The organism is Kitasatospora sp. NPDC048545 (assembly GCF_040651155.1).
Classification (GTDB): domain Bacteria; phylum Actinomycetota; class Actinomycetes; order Streptomycetales; family Streptomycetaceae; genus Kitasatospora.
This window is the reverse complement of the sequence record NZ_JBEZIQ010000023.1, coordinates 41162-59746: the sequence shown is the minus strand read 5'-3', so window position 1 is coordinate 59746 and position 18585 is coordinate 41162. Positions and strand designations below refer to the sequence as shown.

Annotated in this window: 13 protein-coding genes; 5 read left to right on the top strand and 8 right to left on the bottom strand. The window is 73.2% G+C overall.

From position 1 onward, the window contains the following. Positions 1-256: 256 nt before the first annotated feature. Entirely contained in the window at positions 257-994 is a 738-nt protein-coding gene (locus AB0D10_RS22140; RefSeq protein WP_360258969.1) for a peptidase inhibitor family I36 protein, read from the bottom strand. A 695-nt stretch (positions 995-1689) separates the two neighbouring features. On the opposite strand from AB0D10_RS22140, the gene AB0D10_RS22135 reads away from it, so the two are divergent. Further along, positions 1690-2004, top strand: a complete 315-nt coding sequence (locus tag AB0D10_RS22135) for a hypothetical protein (protein ID WP_360258966.1) — start codon at positions 1690-1692, stop codon at positions 2002-2004. Between the two features lie 160 nt (positions 2005-2164). Here AB0D10_RS22135 and AB0D10_RS22130 read toward each other — a convergent pair whose 3' ends face one another. Both AB0D10_RS22130 and AB0D10_RS22125 read right to left on the bottom strand, forming a co-directional pair. After that, positions 2165-3967 (bottom strand): amidohydrolase, encoded by a 1803-nt coding sequence (locus AB0D10_RS22130; RefSeq protein ID WP_360258963.1) that lies wholly within the window; start codon positions 3965-3967, stop codon positions 2165-2167. 377 nt (positions 3968-4344) lie between these two features. Continuing rightward, positions 4345-5628 carry an amidohydrolase family protein gene (locus AB0D10_RS22125; RefSeq protein ID WP_360258960.1) on the bottom strand — a complete coding sequence of 428 codons (1284 nt, stop codon included), beginning with the start codon at positions 5626-5628 and terminating at the stop codon, positions 4345-4347. Positions 5629-5891: 263 nt separating this feature from the next. Between AB0D10_RS22125 and AB0D10_RS22120 the strand changes: the two genes are divergently transcribed. Next, positions 5892-6956, top strand: coding sequence for an alpha/beta hydrolase (locus tag AB0D10_RS22120; protein WP_360258958.1), 1065 nt, complete (start codon positions 5892-5894; stop codon positions 6954-6956). Here AB0D10_RS22120 and AB0D10_RS22115 read toward each other — a convergent pair. Genes AB0D10_RS22115 through AB0D10_RS22095 form a run of 5 tightly spaced genes read right to left on the bottom strand, consistent with a single transcriptional unit; the run spans position 6946 to position 13436 of the window. After that, on the bottom strand, positions 6946-8247 hold the full coding sequence (locus AB0D10_RS22115) for an FAD-dependent oxidoreductase (protein WP_360258956.1): 1302 nt from the start codon (positions 8245-8247) through the stop codon (positions 6946-6948). The two genes, AB0D10_RS22120 and AB0D10_RS22115, sit on opposite strands and share 11 nt — an antisense overlap. Further along, positions 8244-9017, bottom strand: coding sequence for an ATP-binding cassette domain-containing protein (locus AB0D10_RS22110; RefSeq protein ID WP_360258954.1), 774 nt, complete (start codon positions 9015-9017; stop codon positions 8244-8246). The genes AB0D10_RS22115 and AB0D10_RS22110 overlap by 4 nt, the downstream gene beginning before the upstream one ends. Next, positions 9014-10870 carry a dipeptide/oligopeptide/nickel ABC transporter permease/ATP-binding protein gene (locus AB0D10_RS22105; RefSeq protein ID WP_360258951.1) on the bottom strand — a complete coding sequence of 619 codons (1857 nt, stop codon included), beginning with the start codon at positions 10868-10870 and terminating at the stop codon, positions 9014-9016. Before AB0D10_RS22105 ends, AB0D10_RS22110 begins: the two co-directional genes overlap by 4 nt. A 2-nt stretch (positions 10871-10872) precedes the next feature. Further along, positions 10873-11841, bottom strand: coding sequence for an ABC transporter permease (locus tag AB0D10_RS22100; RefSeq protein ID WP_360258948.1), 969 nt, complete (start codon positions 11839-11841; stop codon positions 10873-10875). Between the two features lie 14 nt (positions 11842-11855). After that, positions 11856-13436 carry an ABC transporter substrate-binding protein gene (locus AB0D10_RS22095; protein WP_360258945.1) on the bottom strand — a complete coding sequence of 527 codons (1581 nt, stop codon included), beginning with the start codon at positions 13434-13436 and terminating at the stop codon, positions 11856-11858. A gap of 218 nt (positions 13437-13654) precedes the next feature. Between AB0D10_RS22095 and AB0D10_RS22090 the strand changes: the two genes are divergently transcribed. The 3 genes from AB0D10_RS22090 to AB0D10_RS22080 all read left to right on the top strand — a co-directional run bounded on the left by AB0D10_RS22090 (position 13655) and on the right by AB0D10_RS22080 (position 18551). Further along, a complete protein-coding gene (locus AB0D10_RS22090; RefSeq protein ID WP_360258942.1) occupies positions 13655-15361 on the top strand; it encodes a DUF885 domain-containing protein in 1707 nt (568 codons plus the stop codon). A gap of 314 nt (positions 15362-15675) precedes the next feature. Then, positions 15676-16041, top strand: a complete 366-nt coding sequence (locus AB0D10_RS22085) for a DUF5132 domain-containing protein (RefSeq protein ID WP_360258939.1) — start codon at positions 15676-15678, stop codon at positions 16039-16041. 212 nt (positions 16042-16253) lie between these two features. Next, the gene (locus AB0D10_RS22080; protein ID WP_360258936.1) at positions 16254-18551 is read left to right on the top strand and encodes an ATP-binding cassette domain-containing protein; all 2298 of its coding nucleotides are present in this window, start codon (positions 16254-16256) and stop codon (positions 18549-18551) included. Positions 18552-18585: the final 34 nt, after the last annotated feature.

Here is an 18585-nt window from a genome sequence, read left to right as displayed (position 1 = left end):
TCCGGGAGTGGTCCGGGGGCAGGGGCACGGCCGCGGCGGACGCGGTTCAGATCCTGCTCACAGCGGCGGACCGGACCGGCCGGGACGGCGGCGCAGGACGATCGGGCTGCCGCCGGCCACCTTCCGCTCGGCCTGCTCGTCCGTGTTGATCGCCATGGATCAGCCCGGCCGGCCGAAGCGTGGCCTATTCGCACCTCACCGCTACCTGCCATCCGGGTGAGCGGCCCGTGGCTGGGTGGTGCGGTGGTGTCTGCGATCAGCCCAGTTGCTGGGCATTCAGGCTCGTGAGGTGTTCCTGGGCGGGGCTTTCCTTCGCGTAGAGGACCTGGATGTCGATGGCGAGGTCGGTGCCGGGGTCGATGGTGTGTCCGCCGCCCTCCGGAGAGCCGAGCAGGACGCTGCCCTCGGTGCCGTCCCGCAGGATCTGGCCCCAGAAGACATCGGTGAACCCCTTGTACAGGGCAGTCCCCTCGGGCAGGTCACCGAAGCCGAGCGCCCACTTCACCACGCGCGTCTCGGCGGCCCGCACCGTGATCCGGTAGGAGTAGATCCACTTCTGGGTCTCCCAGTCCTGCCACTTGCTCAGGAAGGACTGCTCGATGATCAGGTTCCCCAGGAAGGGAGCCGCCAGCGCCGACTGCGGCTGATCGTTCCAGCTGCCGTTCGGACTGTCGGCCATCGCGATCCGCGCCAGGTTCGCGATCGAGGACCTGCGGTCCACCGGCAGCGAATGTCCCCGCTGGTCGGCGGCCGAGAAGAGCGCGTTGCCCTCGTCGGTACGGTTGACGACGCTGCTCACCCCGTCGCCGCTGTGGTCGAAGCCGTACACGGAGAAGTCGTTGACGTGCGAGCCCACGGGAATGGCCAGGATCTTGTCACCGACCCCGGGCCTCTGGCCGATGTTGTAGTTGGTGGCGCGGTAGAGGCAGAAGCTTCCCTCGGGGCATGCCTCTTCCCCCTGGCCGTAGATCAGCTGCGCGTTCTCGTTGCTCACCGTGGTGCCTTCCTGTTGACGGCTGACGGGCCCGGCCGGCTTGTCGGGGGCCGGCCGGAGCGGTGCCTGGCGACCCGGGCGCGGTGACGGAGACCGCGCGCCGACACTCTGGGCGACGATATCATCGCTATTCGTAGTCGAAGGGTTCGATGGCGTGGCCACTTCGCTCCCGCCTGGTCGGTTCCAGCGGCTCGGTTGACGCAGAAGGGCCATGGTGTCCGGCTCTGCGGCCTTCGTCGCCCGCGCGGATGGCTTCGCTCGCACCGAGCAGCAGTCCGGGCGCCGCAGTTCCATCGCCAGTTCGCCGTCACTGTGCCTGCCGGGAGCGGCCATCGGTCAGGAGCAGTCCTGTTGGCGCTCCCCGTCGGTGGTGGCGGCGCTGCCGTCCTGGGTCGGCCGGAGCCCGCGGGGCATGCCGGGCCGGCCGCCGCTGATCGTCGGCCAACTCCGGCGCACCGCAGGGGAATCGTCGTGCGGATCAGCGTTTCGTGTGGCGTGTTCCTGGCGAAACACTTCAACCATGGGCTTATTGCCGGTTGCCGGTCATCCTGCTGTCGCTGTCTTCCATGAGCCCCGGGGCGGGCGGCCCGTTCCGGTGTCGGGCCCGAGGGTCGCTGCCGAGGCGAAGCGGACCGCCCCCGGGCGCCGGCCCCGACTCCGCAGCACCGGTGGCCGCCCCCGAGCCTGGTGCGGGGGTGTCGTTGGAGAGCGCGTGGAGTGCTCGGTGGCTCATCGGGCACCAGGTCCACGTCCTGTTCAACGTCTGCGCCGCGGTCGCCGTAGCCGACGCCGCCCGCCATCTGCGGCACGGCGACGGCGATGCCGCACTGCTGCGGTTGGCGGATGCGACGGTGTACGTGCGTGGCTTCCCGGCGGCCATGAACCACGCCAGTGCGATCCCGGCCGACTACTACACGGCGGCGATACGCCACACTATGGCGCCTCCGTCGACGGACATCCCGTTGAGCGGGCGCCAGCACCGCGGGTACAGGCTGTTCCGGGGGCGGTGAAGGACCTGATCGCGCTGCTGCCCTGAAGGGCACTCAGGTCGGCGCGGCGATCCGGCTTGCTGGGGGCGCCGGATCGTGGGGTGAATCGTCCGCTGACGCCAACGGGCTTGGCCGGTGCGGCGCCCCGGGCCGGAAGCCCGGGGCGTCGACTGCGGGGCCGTCAGCAGCAGCCGTGCCACTGGTAGTCGGTCGGGACTTCGAGCCCGGGCTCGGGGTCGTCGCTGATCGGGGCGGCGACGGAGTGGATGGTGGTTCCCTGCTTGATGGTCTCGGTGACCGTGATGTCCTTGATCTCGTCCGGCGGGATCGTCAGCGGGTTCGCGGAGAGGATCACCAGGTCGGCGAGCTTGCCGACCTCGATGCTGCCCTTGTGGTCCTGCTCGAAGTACTGGTGGGCGGCGTTGATGGTGATGGACTTGACCGCGTCCAGGGCCGACACGCACTGCTCGGGTCCGAGGACGACCTGGTCGGTGCGGGTGCGGCGGGTGACCTGGCTGGAGAGGATGGCGATCGAGTCGGGCAGGGCGACCGGGGCGTCGTGGTGCGAGGTGTAGATCATCCGCCGGTCCACGGCCCAGCGGGCGGGGGAGATGGTGGCGGCCCGCTTCTCGCCGAGGACGGTCTTGCGGTACCAGTCGCCCCAGTAGTAGGTGTGCATGGAGAAGAAGGACGGGATGACGCCCAGCCGGTCGAAGGCCTCGACCTGGTCCTCGCGGGCGGTCTGGGCGTGGATCGCCACCGTCCGCCGGTCGCCGGGTCCGGCCTCCCGGGCGGCGGTGCCGACCGCCTTGACGAACTGGTCGATCGCGGCGTCCCCGTTGACGTGCGCGAGCACCTGCCAGCCCCTGGCGTACGCGGTGCGCACCTGCTCCAGGACGACCTTCGGGTCCTCGATGGTGGGGTAGCCGCGGTAGCCCTCGGGCGTGCCCTCCGGCCGCTCGTGGTAGGGCTCGGTGAGCCAGGCGGTCCTGCCCTGCGGGGATCCGTCCAGGTACATCTTCACGCCGGCCGCGCGCACGCCCCGGTGGTACTCCCGGCTCGCGCCGACCGGGTCCTCCTCCAGTGAGGCCGTCGCCTCGTCGGCCCGCGCGTAGGCGACGACGTCGATCTTGAACGGCACGAGGGCCGCGGCGTCCCGCAGGGCCTTCAGGTTCTTCAGCGTGGCGCCGCCCTCCTGGACGGTCGTGAAGCCGAACCTCGCGGCCGACGCCACGCCCTTGCTGAAGAGGGCGGCCAGTGCGGTCAACGGCAGGCCTTTGGTGGCCATTTCGGAGGCAGGGGTGAAAGCGGTCTCCTCCAGCACGCCGTTGGGCTCGCCGTACGGCCGGGCCAGGGGGCCGGATCGGCGGCGGATCACGCCGCCGTCCGGGTCCGCCGTGGCCCTGGTGTAGCCCAGCTCCTGCAGGCCGCGGCTGTTCACCGCCCCGAGGTGGAAGGACTGGTGGATGGCCAGCACCGGCCGGGTGGTGGACACCTTGTCGAGATCCTCGCGGGTGGGGTGGCGGCCTTCGGCGAGCATCGCGTCGTCGTAGCCGAACCCGATGATCCACTTGGAGAAGGCGCCCACCGGGGTCCGCGCCCACGCGCGCAGCTTCTCCTGGAGCGAGCCGATGTCGGTGACGTCCCCGTCGGGGGCGGCCAGCAGGTTGGCGAGGGTGGCCTGCAGCCCGATGCCGCCCAGGTGCCCGTGGGCGTCGATGAACCCCGGCAGCAGGGTGCGGCCGGCGAGGTCGCGCGCCTGGGTTCGCGGCCCCTGCCAGCGGTCGACGGCCTCCTGGTGGGTGCCGACGTGGACGATGACACCGTCCTTGACGGCCACCGCCTCGGGGCCAGGACCGGACCCGTCCGCGTCGGCGGCGACGGTCACGATCTCACCGCCGTGGAAGATGACATCGGCCTCGTCATACGGTGCCACAGCCCGGGCACCGCCGACGTCCGTCGCCACTACCGGCTGACCGCTCATTCCGAATCCCTCCTGCCGCCTACGTTCAGTGCACCCTTGCCTACCCATGGCTACCAGGTGATGAACCTGACCCAGACGTCGACCGCGCCCGTGCGTCCTGCGGTCCGCTCCGGCGTCGGCGTCGCGGTGTGCTCGGAGGGCCGGGTGGCCGCTCACTCGGGGTCGTGGCCGGCCGGCCGGCTCGCCGCTGCGCACACGAGCAGGACGGCGGTGAGCGCGGTCAGTGGTGCGGTCCAGGTGGGCGTAGAGCACGCCGGGCAGTGCCTGCCCGGCGCCCAGTCCCATGCCCAGGATGACGACCCACACCATCGGGGCACCGGCCGCTGCGAGCAGGAGCCCGGCGAAGCCGATCACGCAGACGCGGAAGCCCGTTCTGCTCAGCCGAGTTCGTTCTTGTGGACGACGCCGTTCTTGACGATCAGTCGGAGGTTGCGTCCGGGGTCGGCGAGGACGGAGAGGTCGGTGGTCGGGTCGCCGTCGACGACCAGGAGGTCGGCCCATGCTCCCGGCGCGATGACGCCGAGCGGCGCGGCGCGGTAGGGGTCACGGCGGCCGGACAGGCGGAAGAGTTCGGCGTTGCCGGAGGTGGCCGTCCTCAGGGCTTCGGCCGGGCTGAGGTGGGTGGCGAGCCGGACGAGCATCTCGTTCTGCCGGTGGGCCTTCCCGGGGTCGAGGACCAGGTCGGTGCCGAAGGCCAGCCGTACACCGTGTTTCACCGCCCAGCCGATGGTGCGGGCGACGCCTTCGCACACCTCGCGGTTCTTTTGGTCGCTGTCCACGGAGGCGTAGTGGTGGTCGTCGACCGCGAACGGCTGGGTGCTCAGCCACACGCCCTGCTCCGCGAGGTAGCGGATGGTGTCCTCGTCGACGAGGTGCCCGTGCTCGATGCAGCGCACTCCGGCCTGCACCGCGCGGCGGACGCCTTCGGAGGTGTAGGCGTGCACGGTCACGTAGGTGCCCCAGTCGGAGGCCGCGGCGACGGCGGCCTCCAGTTCGGCCGTGGTGAACTGGAGGACGTCCAGCGGGTCGAACTCGGAGATGACGCCGCCGCCGGCCATCAGCTTGATCTGGGTGGCGCCCTTCTTGAGCTGTTCGCGCACCGCGGCGAGCACCCGTTCCGGACCGTCGGCCACCCGGGTGAACCCGATCTGTTCGCTCCGGGCCGGTGGCCCGCCCAGGGCGGTGGGGGCGTCGTGGACCGTCCCGAAGTCGCCGTGGCCGGCGGTCTGGGAGACGGCCGCCTGGCTCGGGTAGATCCGTGGGCCGGGGAACAGCCCGAGGTCCAGCACGCGCCGGAGCGGTTCGGTGTCGCCGGCCATGTCCCGCACGGTGGTGAAGCCGCGCATCAGCATGTCGCGGGCCGCGGCCAGCGCCCGGTAGTAGACGGTACCGGTCGGTGCGAGCTGGAGCTCCGCCATGGTGCCGCCGATCGCGAACAGGTGGACGTGCGCGTCGGTGAGGCCGGGGAGGAGGGTGCGGCCTCCGCCGTCGAGCACCGCCGTGCCGCCGGGGAGGCCGCGTGGGACGGGGTGGCCCGGCACCACCTCCGCGATCCTGTCCCCTTCCACTCGGACGTGCCCCGGCACCGGCTCCGTGCCGGTCCCGTCGAAGACGCGCACGTTCGTCACCAGCAGTCCGGTACCCACGACGTCAGCTCCCATGTCGCCATCTTCGGCCGGTCACGGAGCCGGGACCAGGGGACCGGGCGGACCGGACGGGCCGGTCGGTACGGCGGTGCCCGGCCGTCAGCCGACCGGCGCAGCCCCGGGTGCGTCGGGGCATCCGTGCTGGTGGGCTGTGGGGGACTTCTTCCGGGTGACGGGGAGAGCGGGCGGGTGAGGGGGCGAGCGGGCGGGAAAGAGACGGGCAGGGGGCAGTCGGCGGACGCTGCTGTCGCGGAGGACCGATGCGACGGAACGGGCAGGTGGCGAACTCCTTTCTCGCGCTGCTGAGCCGGGACTGGCTGGGGGTGCCGGTCGCGCTGGTGGTGGTGGGAGTGGGCGGTGGCCTCGTCGGGGTGGGGCCGGCATGGGCGGTGGCGCTCGGTGGCGTGGCGATGGCGGTCGGCGTGCTGCTGGCGGTGGGAGCCGTGCGACACGTGGTGCTGACGGCCCGGGAGGGGCGGGAGAACCCGCCGCCGGGGCGGCTGGTCGACGTGGGGGGTCACCGGATGCACGTCCTCGCCGAGGGGGAGGCCGGGGCCGGGCCGACGGTGGTCTGGATGCCCGGCGGGCACGCCCCCGGCGAGGACTTCCGGGAACTGCACACGATGCTGTCGGCCCGGGCCCGGTCGGTGCTGGTCGACCGCCTCGGGACGGGCTGGAGCGACGTCGGGCCCTTCCCGCGGACGACGGCGGCCGAGGCGGAGGAGTTGCCGGCAGCGCTGGCGGCGGCGGGCGAGCGGGCTCCGTTCGTGTTCGTCGGTCATTCCTTCGGTGGGTTACTGGTCGCGAACGTGGCCAGGCGTCGGCCGGAGCTGGTGGCCGGGCTCGTGCTGCTGGATCCGACGCCGCTGGAGGTCATCGCCTTCGCGCCGCCCGACGGGCAGCTCGCGGCGATGCGCCGCGGCCTCCTGCTGGCTGCGGTGCGGCAGCTGTTCGGTGCGCACCGTGGCCGTGGCGGGCGGACCGGGCCGCTGTGCGCCGCCGGGTCCGCCTTCGGGGAGCTCACGCCGGCCGGCTTGGCGCGGGTGGGCTGGGAGACCGTGGTGTACGACGGGGATCTCGGAGACCTGCCGCTGGTGTTGGTGATACCGCGGGACCTCATCGGCGGTGAGGCGGTGCTGGCCGGCGCCCGGGACGCGGTCGAGGCCGAGCGGATCAGCCGCTTTTACCTCCGCAGCAGGGTTCGGTACCTGGCGGCGTCGACGGCGTCGCGACTGGTGCACACGCCGGAGGGGACGGGCCACGACTTCCCGCACGAGGCGCCCGAGTTCGTCGTCGGCGTGGTCGGAGACCTGGTGCGGGAGCTGCGGGTGATCAGCCCATGACCGTCCGCGCGGAGTCCGCTCGGAGCGCGCGTCGGCGGGAGAAGGAGCCCAGGTCCACGGTGTTGCCGGTGTGCTCGCAGCGGTAGCGGACCGGGTCGCCGTCATGGTCGTGGCCGGCTTCGACCAGGCCGATCAGGGCCGCGAGGAAGCGGCCCACCAGTGGGGCGTTCTTGAACTGGTTGCCGCTGGTGCCCATGGCGACGTAGTAGCCGCTGAGGGCGGTGCGGTCGTAGATCGGGGTCCAGTCGTCGGCGGCGTCGTACACCCCCGCGACCCCGAGCGGCCGGTTGGGGACGCCGATCTCCGGGAAGCGGCGTGCGGCCCGGGTGACCTGGGCCCGGAACCGCTGGGCGGTGGGGCGGGGGTCGGCCTCGTCCGGATCGTCGATCCACTCGTGCGGGTCGCAGTCCGGCTCGGTCCCGCCGACCAGGAGGTGCCCGTCGGGGGCGGGGCGCAGGTAGGTGCCGAGGTCGAGGTCGGCGACCACGGGACCGGGGCCGGCGGCGTGGCCGCCCACGGCGACCTGGTGGACCTCCTCGCGCAGCGGCCGCACGCCGATCGTGAAGTCGCCGCCGACCCCCGCCAGTCGGTTGAGGCCGCCCGACCACGGGCCGGCGGCGTTGACCACGACCGGCGCGGCGATCCGCTCGCCGTCGGCCAGGCGGATGCCCGCCACCCGGTCCGCGTGCCGGTCGACGGCCACCACGGTGCGGTGGAACAGGAAGCGCGTGCCGAGTTCGCCCGCCGCGTCCGCGAGGTTCTGGGCGGCGAGCTGCGGGTCGTCGACGTACCCGGCGTCCGGGGTGAACAGGGCGCCGAGCTCGCCGGACGGGCCGGCGAAGAAGGCGTCGTCGTCCACCGGCTTCGGCGGCCAGTACCGGCCGGGGTCGATCCCGGGCAGGTGACGGCGCAGCGCGGAGGCGTCCCAGCGTTCGTACGGGACGCCGGCGCGGTCGAACAGGGCGGCGACGTCGGAGGGCGCGGCGAGGGGGGAGTCGAGCAGTACGGCGCCGGTGCGGTGGAAGGCGGCGAGCGGGCTGCGGCCGGGAAGCCGCAGGTGGTCGGTCCAGGACGTCCAGAGGTGCTGGGCCTCCCAGGCCGTGGCGACGCCGTCGAAGGTGGAGTAGTTGAACCGGACGATCGCACTGGAAGCGCTGGTGGAGCCGTGTCCGGCAGCGCCCGCCTTGTCCACGACGACCACCTGCCGCCCGGTGCGGGCGAGTTCGAGGGCGACGGCCGAACCGATCACTCCGGCTCCGACCACGACGGCGTCCGGTTGGCGGGTGGTCATCGGACCCTCCTCAGGTTCGGTACGGAGTCGAGCAGCGTCCGGGTGTAGGGGTGTTGCGGGGTGCACAGGATGGCGTCGGTGGGGGCGGTCTCGACGATCCGGCCGTGCCGCATCACCGCCACCGCGTCGGAGACGTGGCAGACCGCGGGCAGGTTGTGGCCGATGAACAGCATCGACAGGCCGAGCCGTCGCTGGAGGTCGCGGATCGTGTTGAGGACGGCCGCCTGCACCGAGACGTCGAGGGCCGAGGTGATCTCGTCGGCGATCAGCAGGCGCGGTCCGACGGCCAGGGCGCGGGCGACGGCGACCCGCTGGCGCTGGCCGCCGGACAACTGGCGGGGCAGGCGGTCCGCGAACCGGGGGTCCAGGCCGACGAGTTCGAGCAGGGCGGTGACGCGCTCGATGCGGGCCGGCCGGTCGAGCCGGTGGAAGACGGTGGCCGCCTCGACCAGGGTCTGACGGACCGTCATCCTGGGGTCCAGTGCGGTGTCCGGGTCCTGGAGGACGACCTGGACCAGCCGGCCGAGCCGCCGCCGGTCGCGTACGGTGCGGACACGGACCTCCCGGCCGTCGAGCAGGACCCGGCCCCCGTGCACCGGGGTGAGACCGACGACGGCCCGGGCCAGGCTGGACTTTCCCGAGCCGGACTCGCCGACCAGCCCGAGGGTGCTGCCGGACGGTACGTCCAGGCAGACGCCGTCCACGGCGGTGACCGGGCCGCGCGGGCCGTGACGGCGGACGGTGAGGTCGCGGAGCTGAAGGGTGGTCACGGCTTCACCGCCTCGACCGTCACCGGTACCGGGTTCCAGCAGGCGAGCCGGTGCGCCGCGTCGAGGTCGTCCAGTGGCGGGGCCTGCTCGGCGCAGCGGCTCCGGCGGCTCGGGCAGCGGGGTTCGAACGGGCAGCCCGGGGCGGGCGCGAGCGGGTCGGGCGGCGCGCCCTCCACGGTCGGCAGCGGCCGGTCGCGGTCCGCGCCGAGGTCCGGCACCGAGGCGACCAACGCGCGGGTGTAGGGGTGCCGGGCTCCGGTGGCGAGGCGGTCGGCGGGTAGCGCCTCGACGATCGTGCCCGCGTACATCACCAGGACCCGTTCGCAGAACTCGCCCACGAGCGCGATGTCGTGGCTGATGAACAGGACCGCGGCGGAGGTGGCCTGCCGGATCTCGGACAGCAGCCCGGTGATCTGCCGCTGCACGGTGACGTCGAGCGCGGTGGTCGGCTCGTCGGCGATGATCAGGCCCGGCCGGACCATCAGTCCGGCCGCGATCATCACGCGCTGGCGCTGGCCGCCGGAGAGCTGGTGGGGGCGCGAGTGCAGCAGTGCCGGGGGGAGCGCGACCCGGTGCAGGGCGTTCGCGGCTTCCGCGAGGGCCTGAGTGCGGCTCGCGCCGCGATGCGCCCGGACGGACTCGGTGAGCTGGGTGGCGACCCGCAGGGACGGGTTGAGCGCCGAGGCCGGGTTCTGGAAGATCATTGCGAGGCCCGTCGCGAGGTGGTGGTCGCGCTCCCCGGGTGTCATGGCGGCGAGGTCGGCGCCGAGCACGCGGAGAGTGCGTCGGGACACCCGGGCCTCGTCCGGGAGCAGGTCGGCGATGGCGAGCGCGGTGAGTGACTTGCCCGAGCCCGACTCGCCGACGAGCCCGACGATCTCGCCCGGCCGGAGCGACAGGCTCACACCGCGCACCGGCCGGATCACCCCGTCCGGCGTGGGGAGTTCGACGTGGAGGTCCTCGACCTGGAGCACCAGGCCGTCCCCGGCCGGACCGCTCGGGGAGAGCCGTGGCGCGGGCGTACGGCGGGCTGGGCTCCGCCGGGCGACGCCTGCGGCGAGGACCTCGCCGAGCAGTTGGAAGGTCAGGGCCGCGTAGAGGATGGCCAGGCCCGGGGCGAGTGCGGGCAGGGGCTCGACGTAGATGCGGTCGAGCCCCTGGTTGAGCAACTGCCCCCAGTCGTAGTCGGGCGGCTGGACGCCGAGGCCGAGGAAGCTCAGCCCGGAGAGCGCGACGAGGGCGGTGCCCGCCGCCGTGGTGGTGCTCAGCAGCAGTGGCTCGGCGATGTTGGGCAGGACGTGCCGCCACAGCAGCCGGTGTCGGCGCAGGCCGAGGACCCGGGCGGCGGCCAGGTGGTCGGTGCCCGCCACGCCGGCGGCGAGGGTCTGGGCGAGCCGGGCGAATCCGGGGACGCCCGCGACGGCGAGGGCGAGCACCGCCCCGCCGGCGCCCGCGCCGAACACGACCGCGAGGAACATCGCGACCAGGAGCGCCGGGAAGGCGAGCAGGAGGTTGATCAGCCCGGCGAGCAGCCGCCGGGCACGGGGGCCGACCACGGCGGTGGACGCCCCGAGGAGGACGCCCCCGGCGGCGCCGAGCAGGACCGCCGTCAGCGCGAGCAGCAGGGAGGGCCGGGTCGCCGTCAGGACCCGGGCCAGCAGGTCCCGGCCGAGGTTGTCGGTGCCGAACGGGTGCGCCACTGAGGGGCCCTGGAGCACCGCGGAGGGGTCCGGGAGGTCCGCCGCCTCGCCCCGGACGAGCGGGCCGACCAGCGCGAGCACGACCAGCGAGCCCAACATGGCCGCCGTGATCCGGGCCATGAGTGAGCGTCGGCGTCCGAGTGGACGGGGCATGGTCAGATCTCCCGGATCGCCGAACGGGGGTCGAGCACGGCCAGCAGCACGTCGACCAGGAGGCCGGCGAGCAGCACGGTGGTACCCAGCACCAGCACCATCGCCTGGACGACCGGGTAGTCCTGCGCGACGACGGACTGTGCCATCGCCGAACCGATGCCGGGCCAGGCGAACACCTTCTCCACCAGCACGGTGCCGGCGATCAGGGCGGGCAGCAGGCTCCCGGCGACGGTGAGCGCGGCGGTCGCGGTGTTCGGCGCGGCGTGCCGCAGGTAACGGCGGGCGGGGGACAGCCGTTTGCTCCGGGCGGTGCGCATGTAGTCCTCGCTCAGCACCTTCAGGGTCTCCACCCGGACGATGCGCACCAGGACGACGGTGGGCGCGAGGGAGAGCGCGAGGACCGGCAGGACGAAGGACTCGACGCCCGCCGCGCCCGCCACCGGGAGCAGCTGCAGGCCGACGGCCAGCAGCGCGGTGAGCCCGGCGGCCAGCACGAAGTCCGGTACCCCGGCCAGGGCGGCGGTGACCGCGGTGAACACCAGCTCGGTGCGCGGATGCCGTCCGTCGCGGGTGCGGACGGCAGCCAGCAGACCGCAGGGCAGGGCGACGGCGAGGGTGACCAGGAAGGCCAGGCCGGCGATCTCCAGGGTGGCCGGCAGCCGGGTGCGGACCAGCTCCGCGACCGGTGTCCCGGTGACCAGGGAGGTGCCGAGGTCGCCGTGCACGAGGCCACCGACGTAGTGCCGGTACTGGGACAGGAAGGGCGCGTCGAGGCCGAGGCTGTGCCTGCGGGCGGCCACCAGGCCCGGGGCGGCGTCGACACCGAGCGCGGCGCGGACCGGGTCCCCGGGGACGAGGCGGATCATCGCGAACGACGCGGTGAGCACGACCCCGAGGGAGAGCAGCAGCCGGGCGGTGCGGCGGCCGAGGAACGCCGTCCACGGGTGCCGTAGCAGCTGGGGTACGGACACGGTGGCTCCCTCGGTCACTGGTGGAGGCGGATGCTGGTGGGGACGATCTGGCCGCCGAAGGTCGTGGAGAACGTGGTGCGGTAGCCGTACACGCTGCTCCGCCCGTCGGCGATCGGCAGGCCGTCGGCCGAGCGGAGGAGCGCGGCGGAGGCCCGGTTCCAGGTGACGCAGCCGGCCGTGTCGGTCTCCTGGAGCGCCTGGGCGACCAGCGCGTCGTACTCGGGGTTGGTCACGCCCGCGAAGTTGAGGCCCTGGGCGGGGGCGGGGCCGGAGAAGAACGGGATGAAGCCGACCGGCAGGGCGAAGCCCGGCGAGGTGCCGACCACCACGTCGAACTCGCCGCTCCGGTACATGGCGTTGACGAGTGCGGGCAGGCTCTCGGTGACGAGGTCGACCTGTGCGCCGAGCGCTGTCCATTCCCGGGACATCAGCTCGGCGACGGACGGCAGGGTCGGTCCGAGGTCGGGGCTGGTGATCAGGCGGAGGCGGAGCGGTCGGCCGTCCTTGGTGAGCGGGCCGTTGCCGGTGCGGGTCCAGCCGGCGGCCCGCAGCGCCCCGGCGGCGTCCTGTGCGGGCAGGTCGGCGGCGAGGTCGGCGTGGCAGACGGCGCCCTCGGCGCCGAAGTCGGTGGCGGGCCGGCCGGTGCCGCCGACGGCGACGTTGGCGAGCCCCTGCCGGTCGAGCCCGGAGACCAGGGCGCGGCGCAGCGCCGGGTCGGCGAGGGCCCGGCCGGGGCGCTGGTTGAAGAAGGTCAGCCCGACCACGGTCGCCACGTCGGTGGTGGCCAGGCCGTGGCCGGTGAGACGGGCGCGGTCCGGCCCGTTCACGTCCGCGATGTCGACACCGCCGGTGAGCAGCAGGTTGGCCGCGGTGGAGGCCTGGGGCACCACCGAGAGGACGATGCGGGCCGGAAGGCCGGGCTCTGCGGTGGTCGCACCGTCCGGGCCCCAGGCGTACCCCTCGCGGACGGTGAACTCGTACGGTCCGCCGGGGGTGTAGCGGGTCAGCAGGTAGGGGCCGGTGCCCCGGGTGGTGCGGTCCAGCGCCTCGGGCCGGTCGAGTCCGGCGGGGCAGACGATCGGCAGCAGTCCGAGGGTGCGGGTGAGGAACGGGAAGGGGCCGGTGGTGGTCGCGGACACCGTGCCGGTCCGGTCGTCGGCGCCGACGGTGAACGGGACGTTCGGGAGGACGGTCCGGGCGCCGGGGAGCTGGTTGGCCGGGTCGCCCGCGTAGGTGAGCGCCCGGGCCACCGCCGAGGCGGTGAGGGGAGTGCCGTCGGAGCAGGTGACGCCCGGGCGGAGGGTGAAGGTGGCGGTGGTGGTCGTGGCCTGCCACGACGAGGCGAGGCCGGTGACCACCGTGCCGTCGGCGGTGATGTTGACCAGCGAGTCGTAGGCGTAGCGGGCCTGCGCAGCGCCGAAGGCGGTGTACGGGTCGAAGCTCGGGGTCTCGGCGGCCGCCGCGATCCGGACGGTCCCGCGGTCCACGAGCGGTGTGGTCGTCGAGGACGGTGCGGCTCCGCCGCAGCCGCTCAGCGCGACGGCCGCAGCGGTCATGGCGCCTGTCAGGGCGACCGGCAGGGGGCGACGGGGCATGCCGCCATGGTGCCACCGGGAATTGGCGGTGGCGATTCAACTCGCCCGCAGGGAAGCGGTGTTCGAATCAGGGGAGTCGCCGCTGGCCTGGGTGGGAGCGGTCGGCGACGGCGCGTGACGGTGGGGGCGGAGGTTCTGATTCACTCGTTCGAGGGGTGTCGCCGCCTGTGTGTCGCCGACCGGGTGACCTGACGGTCCGGCACGGCCAGGATGTCGACATGAGGACGAACGAACCGGGTCGCGAGGTCGGTCACCTGGCGGACCGCTACTGGGAGTTCCTGCTGGAGCGGGACCCGTTGCTGCGAGTCCGCCAGGGGCTCCCGGTCGAGACGCTGCCGGGAGTGTCGCTCGCCGAGGCCGAGGAACGGGCGCGGCTCGCGGCGGGCGTGCTGGAGCGGGTCCGGGGGCTCGACGGTGCGGAGCTGTCCGGTGCCGACGCCGACACCGCGGCCGTTCTCGCGGCGCTGGCGGAGCAGGAACTGCGCTCCCGCCGGTGGTACTGGCTGACGCCCGCCGTCACGCCGTACCGGCTGTTCCCGCTGTCGCTGTACCTCGACGCGGTCCTGGGCCCCTTCCGGTTCGCCGAACGGGCCGACACCGGGCGCTACCTGACGCTGGTGCGCGAACTGGCGGGCGTGGTCGGCTCGATCGGCGACAAGGTGGTCGGACAGGCCGCGCGCGGCTTTCGGGTGCCCGCACCCGCCCTGGCCGGAGTGCGGGCCACGGTCGAGGGCCTGCGGTCCTCCGCGGCGCGCAGGGTGACGGTGGCGGACGACCGGCTCGGTGGCCTGGGGCCGGCCGAGCGCGGACGCCTCCGGGACGGCGTACGGCGGCTGGTGGAGAGGGAGTTGACGCCGGCCTTCGACCGGCTGCTCGGCCTCGTCGACGACCCGGCCGATCCGGGCACGGCGCCGCAGGAGGTCGGCTGGGCGCGCTACGAGGGCGGCGAGGAGGCGTACCGGGACTTCGTCCGGACCGGCACCGGGGGCGACACCCCGCCCGAGCGGCTGCACGAGCTCGGCCGCGACCAGTGCCGCGAACTCGCCGAGCGGATGCGGGAGGTGCGCGCGACCCTGGGCTTCCACGGCTCCGAGGCCGAGTTCCACGAGCGGCTCAGGTCCGAGCCCCGGCTGTACGCCCGGACGCCCGAGGAGGTCGAGGCCCGGTTCCGCGGCCACCTCGACCGGCTGGCCCCACTGCTGCCGAGATGGTTCGCCACCGTGCCGGCCGCCCCGTACGGGCTGGCCCGGTTGGACCCGGCGCTGGAGTCGGGGATGACCTTCGGGTACTACGAGCTGCCGACCGCGGCGAGTCCGGTCGGGCGTTACCGCTACAACGGGTCGGGTCTGGACGGCAGATCGCTGATCGGCTCGGCCTCCCTGATCTACCACGAGCTGGCGCCGGGGCACCACTTCCACCTCGCCCGTCAGGCGGAGGACCGCTCACTGCCGCGACTGCGGCGTGAGGCCGCCGAGTTCGGTGCGTTCAGCGAGGGCTGGGCCGAGTACGCGGCGGGGCTCGGCTGGGAGATGGGGCTCTACGACGACCCGTGGGACGCGTACGGGCGCCTCGCGCAGGAGCGGTTCACCGCGCAGCGGCTCGTGGTGGACACCGGGCTCAACCTCGGGACGATGAGCCTCGCGCAGGCCCGGGACTTCATGCGGGCCAACTCCACCGAGGCGGACGGCCAGATCGCCTCCGACCTGTTGCGGTACTCGACGGACCTGCCGGGGCAGGCGCTGTCCTACCGCGCGGGCTACCTGGAGTTCGGCGGGCTGCGGGCGCGGGCCGAGGCGGACCTGGGTGCCGGGTTCGACGTGCGTGCCTTCCACGAGGCGGTGCTGGGAGGCGGGGCGCTGCCGTTCCCCGCCCTGCGTCGAAGGGTGGCGAGAGAACTCGGAACGCGGCACGACGGCGGTCTCTAGAAGTCGGGTGATAGGAATATCGCTTCGCTTGATGTGTACCCTCCGGCCAATTCGTTGCGGCCCGGACACCGGATGGCACTCGCACGAGTGAAACCGGCGAGGACTGTTTGGTCTCGATGGACAGGACTGGACTACGGTGATCGGGGAACGGTCGGTACACCCCTCTCGACGAGGAATTCGACCCGGCGGGAAATCCGGCGCGGGAATCGAGAATTCCGGAAACGGGTGCTTCCGTCCGTCCCGCTGTGCGCGCTCCGGAGTCCGCAGTGCCCGGAGTCCCCTGTCATACGTCTGCGTAGAGAGGTTGGAGCATCATGCCGCCCGTAGTTCCGCCGTTCCTGATCGGTCTCATCGTCGCGCCCCTGGCGAAGCGTCTCCTCAAGCCGCTGGTGCGAGGTGTCGTCAAGACGTCCGTCGGTGTTGTCATGGAGGTGAAGAAGGCGGCCCACGAGGCCGGGGAGAACATCCACGACCTCGCGGCCGAGGTGGCCGCCGACATGGTGGCGGCGCAGATCGCCTCCGGTGACGGCCACCGGCCCGCCGAGAATGCGGCCTCGAACGGTGAGAAGAACTCGGCCTCGAACGGCGAGAAGGAGGACGCCGCCGACCGGGTCGAGGGCGAGGCCAGGACTCCGAAGATCCGCGCGACCGCCGGCGCCGGCGCCGGCAAGGCGCAATGACCCCCTGATTCGCGGCCCGGCCCGCCGCCCGGGCGAGTCCTCCGACCGGTCTCGGATGACGAGCCCTCGCGGCGGCCGGCCGTGGGCCTTTCGGCCGAATCTCCGCCCTCCTTCGGACTTTCCACTCCGTCGCAGTAACTCCGCCGTGCGCACGATTCCGCCGTGCCCGTCGACGGATTGCCTGCGACCTCCGCAAACAGGTGATCGTACACATGCCATCTCTGCTGGGTGCCGCAGCCGGATTCGGCCCCGTGGATTCGGACGCGAGCCCGCGCTCGGTCATTCCGGGCCGCCAGCGCTGGGACGTCAAGCTGGTTATCGGGCGGCCCAGGACGGCCGAAGTCCTCGCCGCGGCCCTGCGCCGCGTCCCCGGGATCACCGCGGCCCAGGCCAACCCCGTCACCGGCGGCGTCCTCGTCCGACACGACGTACGGGTACCCGCCGCGGACATCGGCCGGATCGTGCGCAGGGCGGTCGCCCTGGTCGCGGAAGGACCGGCCAGGACACGACCTCCGGCACCCGCCCGCCCGGCCGGTGAACCGGCCGCACGTCCGGACCGCGGCCTCGTCGTGCGCCCCGTCCTCGCCGTCGGCGGCGGTGTGGCGGCCGGCATCGCACTGATCCGCGGGTCGGCGCTGAGCAGGCAGCTGGTGGCGCTCGGCGGGGTCGCGGCCGCGACCGCGGCCGTCGTCCGGAAGTCCTGGCGCAGAACGGTCGGGACGACCCGGGACCTGTCCGGGGCCGAAGCCGCACGCCACCCCCTGCTGGAGATCGTCGGACCGCACCGGAAGCGGCTCTACCGCGCCTCCGCGCTCTCGGTCGCCTGCCAGGTCTCGGAGATGGCGCTGGGCACCTTCCTCGGCTGGACGGGACTGGTGCTCATCAAGGGCGAGGCGGCGCCGCTGGTCCACCTCGGCCTGACCACCGCATCCGCCCAACTCTGGGGACTGGCCGGGCTGGTGGCGGCCGCCTGCGCCGCCGTAGCGGGTCTGTCGTACGCGTCGAACCTCCAGTGGCGCGGGCTCGGCCAGGACATCGAGCACGACTGGCGCAGCCGGACGTACGCCCACGTGCAGCACCTCGAACTGCGGCACCTGGAGGGCGAGCGGACCAGCCGGGTCGCCGGTGCGCTCACCGAGGACGTCAGCCAGCTGGGCACGTTCTTCGCCACCTCGGCCAACGACGTGCTGCACCTGGGGACCAGCCTGGCCATCCTGGTACCGGTGTTCCTGCTGATGGCGCCGCAGATCGCCTGGATCGCCTTCCTGCCCATCCCCGTCATCGCCTGGCTGTCGCTCCACTACCAGGACAGGGTCGCGGGCGACTACGCCGTCTCCGGCGAGAACCGGGCCAGGCTGCACAGCCAGCTGGTCAACACGCTGGAGGCCGGTGCCACCGTCAAGAGCTTCTGCACCGAGGACTACGAGGCCGAGCGCATCGACCGGTTGAGCGAGGAAGTCCAGGCGAGCAACCAGCAGACCGCCCGGAGCACGATCCGCCACGCCGAGACCGTCCGGGCCTGCACGACCGCCTCCATGGCCGGCACCCTGCTGGTCGGCGGCCGCTCGGTGCTCAACGGCACCCTGCGCTTCGAGGTGTTCAGCCCGTTGATCGGGCTGCCGCAGATGGTGCTGTTCCGGATGAACCGGCTCGGCGGCATCGTCGACCAGTACCAGCGCACCCTCGCCGCCCACGACCGGGTCCAGCGGCTGCGGGCCCTGCCCGTCGAGGCCGAGGGCACCGGCGGACCGCTCGACGTCGAGAAGGTCCAGGGCGAGATCGTCCTCGACGGGGTGACCTTCGCCTACCCGGGTCGGCCGCCGGCGCTCGACGACCTCTCGCTGACCATCCCCGCCGGGCGGACCACCGCCCTCGTCGGCGCCACCGGCTCCGGCAAGACGACGGTCGCCAAGCTGCTGATGCGCTTCCAGGACGCGGAATCCGGCAGCGTGCTGCTCGACGGGCGGGACATGCGCGACCTGCCCCGGCACGACCTGCGCCACGCGATCGGGTTCGTCGCCCAGGACCCGTTCCTCTTCGACGGCAGCATCGCCGACAACATCCGCTACGGCCGCTTCGGAGCCTCGGACGAGGCCGTGGTCGAAGCGGCCACGATGGCCGAGGCACACACCTTCATCTCGACGCTGCCGGACGGCTACGACACCCTGATCGGCGAACGCGGCGCCGCGCTCTCCGGCGGCCAGCGGCAACGGATCGCCCTGGCACGGGCGATCCTCAAGGATGCACCGGTCGTGATCCTGGACGAGGCCACCTCCGCCGTGGACAACGAGACCGAGGCCGCCATCCAACGCACGCTCCGCGGCTTCGCGGCCGACCGGACGATGGTCATCATCGCCCACCGGCTCTCCACCGTCCGCCACGCCGACCGGATCTACGTCCTGGACAAGGGCGGCATCGTCGCCGAACAGGGCACCCACGACGAACTCGTCGCCCGGCACGGACTCTACGCATCCCTCTGGCAGCTCCAGGCCGGCGAACTCGCCGCCTGACCGCAGCACCCGCGCCCACCCGCCGACCTCGTGA

Coding starts and splice junctions, on each gene's coding strand:
- AB0D10_RS22115 (WP_360258956.1), bottom strand. CDS start 8,247: ATGACCACCCGCCAACCGGACGCCGTCGTGGTCGGAGCCGGAGTGATC.
- AB0D10_RS22080 (WP_360258936.1), top strand. CDS start 16,254: ATGCCATCTCTGCTGGGTGCCGCAGCCGGATTCGGCCCCGTGGATTCG.
- AB0D10_RS22085 (WP_360258939.1), top strand. CDS start 15,676: ATGCCGCCCGTAGTTCCGCCGTTCCTGATCGGTCTCATCGTCGCGCCC.
- AB0D10_RS22090 (WP_360258942.1), top strand. CDS start 13,655: ATGAGGACGAACGAACCGGGTCGCGAGGTCGGTCACCTGGCGGACCGC.
- AB0D10_RS22105 (WP_360258951.1), bottom strand. CDS start 10,870: ATGCCCCGTCCACTCGGACGCCGACGCTCACTCATGGCCCGGATCACG.
- AB0D10_RS22125 (WP_360258960.1), bottom strand. CDS start 5,628: ATGGGAGCTGACGTCGTGGGTACCGGACTGCTGGTGACGAACGTGCGC.
- AB0D10_RS22095 (WP_360258945.1), bottom strand. CDS start 13,436: ATGCCCCGTCGCCCCCTGCCGGTCGCCCTGACAGGCGCCATGACCGCT.
- AB0D10_RS22130 (WP_360258963.1), bottom strand. CDS start 3,967: ATGAGCGGTCAGCCGGTAGTGGCGACGGACGTCGGCGGTGCCCGGGCT.